This window comes from Candidatus Acidulodesulfobacterium acidiphilum (assembly GCA_008534395.1).
In the GTDB taxonomy this organism is placed as follows: domain Bacteria; phylum SZUA-79; class SZUA-79; order Acidulodesulfobacterales; family Acidulodesulfobacteraceae; genus Acidulodesulfobacterium_A; species Acidulodesulfobacterium_A acidiphilum.
Window position 1 is genome coordinate 1 of the sequence record SHMQ01000054.1, and the last position, 7,646, is coordinate 7,646.

Genomic DNA, 7,646 nt, shown 5'->3' on the forward strand with positions numbered 1-7,646 from the left:
CCAAATTTTTTTGCGTATTCAAGCCGTTTTTCATTAATATCGACAGCTATAATTTTGCTTGCGCCGGTTGCCCTTAAAAGACTTATATGAAGCAGTCCGGAAAGACCGCTGCCGAAAACTATCGCCGTATCGGCGGGTTTAACGCCGGCAAGCCTCTGTCCCCTTACGACGCACGCAAGGGGTTCCGTAAAAGTTCCTTCTTCGAAACTGACGGAATCCGGCAGAAGATATATGCCGTTTTTAACGTTTATCTCAGGAAGCCTTAAATACTCGGAAAATCCGCCCGGGTCAAAGTTTGTAGCCCTTAAGGTTTCGCAGACCGTTTGGTGTCCGCTAAGACAATATTTGCAAGTATTACAGGGGACATGATGCGCGGCGCAAATTCTATCGCCCTTTTTATATTTTTTGACTTTTTTTCCGACTTCCGCTATAACGCCGGTTACCTCGTGTCCCAAGACAAGCGGAACTTTATCTCTTCTATACCATTCTATAACGTCGCTGCCGCATATACCGCTCGCCTCGACTTTCATAAGAACTTCGTCGTCGTTTATTTTAGGAATATCTTTTTCTATAATCCTTATATCTTTATTGCTGTAATAAAGAGCACATTTCATAATTTTACCCGTTTTGTTTTATTTTTATTATTTTATTTATTTTTGTTATTTTAAATTTAATCCGTTGTCTTTTCAGCATTTAAGCTGCCGTTTGGCTTAACGGACGAAGAAGAAGGCGATTTCTGCCCTTCTTCTATAGCAAGTACGACGTCTCTTTTTCTTAAAATACCTTTATATATTCCTTCTTTGTCTATTACAATAAGTTCGTCGGTATTTTTCCTGAAAAAATTATGCACGGCTATATCCAAAGTATCGGTCAATCTGATTCTCGGCAAATTAGTCGTATCCATTAAATCTTTTGCGGTTCTTGAATCATCGGGCGACGTCATCATTAAATTTTTTACGGTATCGTATTTAACTATGCCGACGATTTTGCCTTCTTTATCTATAACCGGATGCATATAAAAATTTGAATAAAAAAATATTTTAATCATCTCGTACAGCGGCATATCGGGGTCTAAAGGCTTAGCGGCTGCGGTATCTCCGCTTTCCATAACGTCGCTTACGGAATATCTCTGCAGAGGCTTAATTAAATAATCTTTCATATGCGCAGGAGAATCCATTCTGTTTTTTTTCTGGCTTCTATATATGCTTCTTTTTCCGCTGACTATAAAAGTTATAGCCGAAACAAGCATTAACGGAGGAAGAAGACCGTAACTTCCGGTCATTTCCGAAACCATTAGCAAAGACGAGATGGGAGTCTTTGCGGCTCCGGCAAAAAAACCTCCCATGCCTATAAGGACAAAAGGCGCAATATCCGAAGAAAGTATTAAATGAGGAAACAATATATGAAAAATCATTCCGGCGGCTCCGCCGAAAGCACCGCCAATTACCAAAGACGGCGCATAAACGCCGGCTGAGCCTCCCGAACTTATAGTAAAGGACGTTGCCACTATCTTTAAAAATCCTAAAAGAATTAAAGTTATTATAGCTAGTTTTCCAAGCACCGCAAGCTGCAGCCATCCGTAACCTACACCCATAATTTCCGGAAAAAAATAAGCTATGACTCCTACTACGGCACCGCCTATCATAGGCTTAAAATGAGGTTTTATTTTTATCTTTTTAAAAACATCGTGAATGAAATAAAAAAAACGTACGTAAAACTGCCCCGCAAAAGCCAAAAAAATACCAAGCACAGCATAAAAGAATAATGTAATAGGCCTTGTATAAGTAAACATAGGCGTCCTGACGACCGGATTAAAACCTGCATAAAAATATGCGTAAATGGAATATCCGACGATAGCCGCGATAATAGAAAGCATTAGCGCCCCGCCCTCGAAATCCATTTCGGAATACAGAACTTCTACTCCAAACATCGCTCCTGCAAGCGGAGACTTAAAAATAGCTCCTATGCCTGCTCCTATGCCTGCGACCAGCATCGTCCGCCTGTCCGGCACGGGCAAACCCAAATATGTCGCTAATACCGAGCCGAATCCTGCGCCAATCTGAGCAACGGGACCTTCCCTGCCGCCTGAACCGCCGGAACCTAAAGTAACCGAGGAAGCGAGAGTTTTTATTATCGGAACCCTTCCTCTTATATATCCGTCTTTATTGTGAAAAGCATCTATTGCGGCATCCGTTCCGTGTCCTTCCGCCTCAGGCGCAAAAGTATAGACTAAAATGCCTGATATTAAACCGCCGAGCATAATTATTAAAGGTATAACCCAGCGTATAGGATGATTATCGACGGGCGCTCCGGTCTGCCCCATAAGCTCGGGCCTTGGAGAATAGTAATGCGCCATGCTTACTTGAAAAACGAACCTAAAAAACCTTATAAGAGCATTAAAAACTATTGCTCCTATGCCTGCAATAATGCCTATTAAAACTCCGAAAAAAATCCATCTAGAAAAATAAAATATTGAGTTGTCCTGAAATCTTATAATTTTTCTTTTAAGATTAGTTCTTAATCTTATTAAAGAACTTTTTATGGAAGACATGTTTAATTTTATTCCTAAATTATTGCGATATGCTTATGCTTATTGAATAAATTTTTTACTTTTAGGCAGTACTTGAATTTTTTTTAGAAAATGGCAGCCCCAACGGGATTCGAACCCGTGTTACTGCCGTGAGAGGGCAACGTCCTAACCGCTAGACTATGGGGCCTTATAAAAAATTAAAAAGGTTTATTATTTTTATTATACTAAATTTGCCGAAATTTTAAAATTTTAAAAGTTTAAAAGTTTAAAAGTTTAAAGACGTTGCGTAAAATTAATATGACGCCTCTTCTTATTTTATTTTTTAATATAACCTCTAAGATATATAAACATTAAAACTATATTTAAAGCAGTAAGTCCTGTTAAACCGGAATGAATTCCTATAGCGACCCATATTACCGAAGCAAAAGCGTTTATAACGAAACCCGATTTTTTATGCGAGCTTAACTGCCAAACTCCTGCCAAAGTCAAAGCAAAAGCACACCAGTCCGCTATACTCCAAAATTCTATGGCGGTTAAACTTATATGCATTAATCATCCGTATATTTTTTTGGAAGATTTATCGTTCCAAGCGGAATGGTATTTGCCGACTGAATAATCTGCATATTTTCCGCCGCCGGTATTTTTTTTGCCTACTTTATCATTATGCACATTATTATAACACGTTATAAAACAGCCGTCGTTCATAATATGGTCTTTTTCTAACGCCTGATTAGTTCCTGAACATCCAGTAAGCAGTAGTCCTGCAAATAACCCCAGAATGCAAGTAAGCAAAACAGCCTTAATAATTTTTCTTAATTTCATATTTTTTACCTTTTTTATATTACATTAATTTTTAAAAATTTTATTTATTAATTATTAATTAAAACTGTTAAAATATTTTATTTTCATTTATTATTTTCAAAATATAATTGCCGTAACCGCTTTTTATATATTTTTTAGACAGATTTATAAGTTCATCTTCGGAAATATAATTCATTTTGTACGCTATTTCCTCTATACATCCGATTTTAAGCCCCTGCCTTTTCTCCATCATTTCGATAAATTTTGAAGCGTCGAGCAGGCTTTCCGGCGTTCCCGTGTCAAGCCATGCATAACCTCTGCCAAGCGTCACTGCGTTTAATTTGCCGCGCTCTAAGTATTTATTGTTTACGTCGGTTATCTCAAGCTCTCCTCTATCCGACGGTTTTAAAGAGCCTGCAATATTAACAACTTCATTGTCGTAAAAATAAACTCCTGTAACGGCATAGTTGGATTTTGGATTTTTCGGTTTTTCTTCTATAGACAGAACTTTTCCGTCGCCGCCGATTTCTATAACACCGTATCTCTGAGGGTCTTCGACGTAATATGTAAAAATTACTCCTCCGCCTTTTTGCTTTATTATATTTTTTGCATAATTAAACTTTTCGGGAATGCCGTGTCCGTAAAAAATATTGTCGCCGAGAATTAAACAAACGTCTTCGTCGCCAATAAATTCCTTGCCTATTATAAAGGCTTCCGCAAGTCCGCCGGGGGAAGGCTGCTCCTTATAGGCTATATTAAGCCCTAAGCCCTTACCATCTCCAAATATAGTCCTGAATTTTTCTAAATCCGCCGGAGTCGTTATTATCAAGATATCTCTTATTCCCGCTAGCATAAGACTCGACAAGGGATAATATATCATAGGCTTATCGTAAACTGGTAAAAGTTGTTTACAGACGCTAAGAGTTATAGGATAAAGCCTCGTTCCGCTTCCGCCGGCAAGAATAATGCCTTTCATGATTATTTTTTAACCTTATTTATTATATTTTTATATTTATCGTTTTATATACGTTTTATATATTAGATATTTATTAAATCTTATAAATAATATAATATAATAGTTTAAAAAACAAGAGGGCTAAAACTACATTGCCTAATAAATTTAAAATAATAAAAGTAGATTCTTTATCTTACGGCGGGTGGGGAGTTGGAAGAGCCGATTCCAAAGTCGCCTTCGTCGCTTATGCAGTTCCGGGCGACACCTTAAAAATAGAGATATTAGAAGAGCATAAAAATTACGACTTCGCCGTAATAAATAAAATTATAAAACCGTCTCAAGAAAGGATAGAACCGGTATGCAAATATTTTGGGATTTGCGGCGGATGCGATTATCTATGCATATCTTATGATACCGAAATTTACTGGAAAACGGAAATTTTTAAAAAAGAATTTAAAAAAAATTTCGGCTCTAATTATTTCGAGCACGATATTCCTATAAAGTTTAACCCTGCAAAAGAAAATCTTAATTACAGGCAGAAAATAGGTTTAAAAATACACAATAAAGATATAGGATTTTATAAAAAATATTCGCACGATATAGTAAATATTGAGCAATGCCGCCTTGCAAAAGCCGGTTTAAACGAATTATTGAAAAAAGCAGGAGGCGTATTGCTAAGCGAAAAGTATTATCGGACCGTCACTAAAAACATTTCACTCTTAACTATTAGCGAAGCGGGATTTAAGAATATAATTCTACGCGTTAAAAATAACTTTAAATTACCGACGGAATTTATTAAAGATATATTTACCGGTACAAAATGCGACAATATTTTTCTGGAATCTCCCGATAAAAAAATCATTAAATACGCAACAAGAGATGCAGATAAAAACAATAATAAAAAATTTTTGACTATAAAAGATAAAAAATTTTTATACGATTTACCGTCATTTATCCAAATAAATAAAGAACAGAACGAAAACATAATAAACGCAATATCCGATTATATAGAAACAATAACGGAAAGAGCTGCAAAAAAATTTTCTAACGCACTTGATTTATACTGCGGTTTTGGAAATATTACGCTCTTTTTAACGTCTTATGCCGAGAAAATTATAGGAGTTGAATCAGGCGATTTTGCGGTAGAACTCGGAAAGAAAAACGCCGTATTAAACAATATAAGCAATATTAAATTCGTTAAATCGGACGTATCGAAATTTCTCGATAAAATTGAAAAAGATAAAAAATTCGATTTAATAATTTTAGACCCGCCAAGATCCGGCATTAAAAGTCTGACAAATAAAATAACGGATTTAAATCCGTTATATATAATATACGTATCTTGCGATACAATGACGTTTCTAAGGGATTTAAAGCAATTTGCGGAAACGGGCTATGAAATAGAAAAAATAGATATATTCGATATGTTTCCAAGAACATATCACTTGGAACAGGTAGCTTTTTTAAGAAAAAATCGGCGGCCATGAACCGCCTGCTTTTGTATTCAGATTACTTGCCGACCTTAACTGCCCTGACCACTTTTCCCGCTTTAAGGCATTTTGCGCAGACTTTTATTCTTTTATTGCCGCCGTTAGCGGTAACAGCCTTAACCATATGCAAATTAGGAAAAGATACTTTCTTTGTTTTATTATTGGCATGCGAAACATTATTTCCGAACTGTATACCTTTACCGCAAATACTGCAAACTCTTGACATTTTATATTCTCCTTATTCTTAATAAAAACTGAAAATATCTCGTATCCGTTATATATAATTACATTTTTCTAATTGAGCCTTATATTTTATAACATCGATAACCGTTTTGTCAATCAAAAAAACCTATGTGTCATTTAAATTTTAAAACCGAACTCTTTCTTATTTTAATATATATTTTTTATTTTTGCCTTTTAATGGTGTCGATTTATTTATTCTCTTACTCCTAATTGAGTCTTCCGTGTTTGTAAACATAAATATTACTTACTAATCAATAATTAATCCTAAAATTTCTTGCAATTTATTTTTTTTATGATAAAATTAAAACAATAAGAAGTTTAACAATTCTTAACTTAATTAATTAACTTTAATATTAACGGAGGTTAACTATGAAATGGAAATGTTCAGTATGCGGCTACATTCACGATGGAGACTCTGCTCCTGATACTTGCCCAAAATGCGGAGCGCCAAAAGAAAAATTTGAAAAAGTCGCTGCAGACGTTGAGCAATTAATTGACCGCTCTAGAAAAACTAATCAGCTGCATATGGATCTTACCCATGTACTCACTAAAGTTTTAAAAATTGCCGAAGACGGAATAAACGATAATCTTGATCCTAATTGCCTTATTTTGTTTCAAAAAGCAAAAAAAGCCGCATTTGAACTTAGACAAATGTCTAAAGCAGAAATAGTTGCACATATTAACAAACAGAAATGGGGTTGATTATTTAAAAAAAATATTTAATTTTAACGGAAGAAAGGGCGCTAAAAAATATTTTACCTCCTTTCTTCCGTTAATTTTAATTTTTTATTTTATCTTTATCTATTTCCGTTTATATATTTTAAACTATCCTCTACATTAGAAACAGCCATTATATTAAAATTTTTAACAAGAAAATCCGCCACGTTCTCAGATAAAAATGCCGGCAGTTTATAACCGAGCCTGATATTTTTAACTCCTAAATAAAGAAGCGCAAGCAGTACTATAACCGCTTTTTGCTCATACCATGCAATTTCGTAATAAATAGGCAGGGTGTTTATGTCGTTTAAATTTAATTTTTCTTTTAATTTAAGCGCCGCGATAGCAAGCGAATACGAATCGTTACACTGACCCGCGTCTATAACTCTAGGCAGACCGTCTATATCCCCTAAATTCAACCTGTTATATCTGTATTTAGCGCAACCGGCCGTCAATATTACCGAATCATTCGACAACCGACTTGCAAGTTCGGAATAATATACTCTTTCTTTATCGTTAGAATCGCAGCCGGCCATAACGACGAATTTCTTTATTTTACCTTCTTCTACCATTTTAATTATGGCGTCTGCAGAATTAACTAAAGTTTGTCTGGCAAAACCAACGTCAATAGTGCCTTTTATATTTTCCGGCATTTCTTCCGAATTTAACGCCGTATTAATAGCTTCGGAGAAATCATGATTTGCTATGTGTTTAACTCCTGGCATTGCAACCATATCCGTAGTAAAAATCCTGTTCTTATAACTTTCCAAAGGCTTTTTAATACAGTTAGTGGTCATTATTATAGATCCTTTAAACTCCGCAAATTCCTTTTCCTGCTCCCACCATGCCCCGCCGTAATTACCTATAAAATGGCTGAATCTTTTAAAGAACGGGTAAGCGTGCGCCGGCA

General features: G+C 35.5%; 9 protein-coding genes and 1 tRNA gene. 2 read left to right on the plus strand and 8 right to left on the minus strand.

The annotated features are described in order from the left end of the window. From EVJ48_09995 to rfbA, 6 genes are all read right to left on the minus strand, one after another. A partial coding sequence (locus tag EVJ48_09995) for an alcohol dehydrogenase (GenBank protein RZV36761.1) occupies positions 1-530 on the minus strand: 530 nt, incomplete at its 3' end. Positions 531-670: 140 nt separating this feature from the next. Then, a complete protein-coding gene (locus tag EVJ48_10000) occupies positions 671-2,551 on the minus strand; it encodes a chloride channel protein (protein RZV36753.1) in 1,881 nt (626 codons plus the stop codon). A 91-nt stretch (positions 2,552-2,642) separates the two neighbouring features. Then, positions 2,643-2,717: transfer RNA gene (locus EVJ48_10005), tRNA-Glu, on the minus strand. 128 nt (positions 2,718-2,845) lie between these two features. Continuing rightward, on the minus strand, positions 2,846-3,079 hold the full coding sequence (locus EVJ48_10010; protein RZV36754.1) for a hypothetical protein: 234 nt from the start codon (positions 3,077-3,079) through the stop codon (positions 2,846-2,848). 3 nt (positions 3,080-3,082) lie between these two features. Continuing rightward, complete coding sequence (locus EVJ48_10015) at positions 3,083-3,352, minus strand: hypothetical protein (protein ID RZV36755.1); 270 nt, start codon at positions 3,350-3,352, stop codon at positions 3,083-3,085. Between the two features lie 67 nt (positions 3,353-3,419). After that, the gene (rfbA, locus tag EVJ48_10020) at positions 3,420-4,307 is read right to left on the minus strand and encodes a glucose-1-phosphate thymidylyltransferase (protein ID RZV36756.1); all 888 of its coding nucleotides are present in this window, start codon (positions 4,305-4,307) and stop codon (positions 3,420-3,422) included. A gap of 131 nt (positions 4,308-4,438) precedes the next feature. Here rfbA and rlmD point away from each other — a divergent pair, with 131 nt between their 5' ends. Further along, complete coding sequence (rlmD, locus tag EVJ48_10025; GenBank protein RZV36757.1) at positions 4,439-5,773, plus strand: 23S rRNA (uracil(1939)-C(5))-methyltransferase RlmD; 1,335 nt, start codon at positions 4,439-4,441, stop codon at positions 5,771-5,773. Positions 5,774-5,795: 22 nt separating this feature from the next. Here rlmD and rpmB read toward each other — a convergent pair whose 3' ends face one another. Next, a complete protein-coding gene (rpmB, locus tag EVJ48_10030) occupies positions 5,796-6,002 on the minus strand; it encodes a 50S ribosomal protein L28 (protein RZV36758.1) in 207 nt (68 codons plus the stop codon). Between the two features lie 386 nt (positions 6,003-6,388). Between rpmB and EVJ48_10035 the strand changes: the two genes are divergently transcribed. Next, a complete protein-coding gene (locus tag EVJ48_10035; protein ID RZV36759.1) occupies positions 6,389-6,721 on the plus strand; it encodes a rubredoxin in 333 nt (110 codons plus the stop codon). A 95-nt stretch (positions 6,722-6,816) separates the two neighbouring features. Here the strand turns inward: EVJ48_10035 and EVJ48_10040 are convergent. Continuing rightward, positions 6,817-7,646 (minus strand): hydroxylamine reductase (locus tag EVJ48_10040; protein ID RZV36760.1); only part of this gene is annotated, 830 nt, incomplete at its 5' end.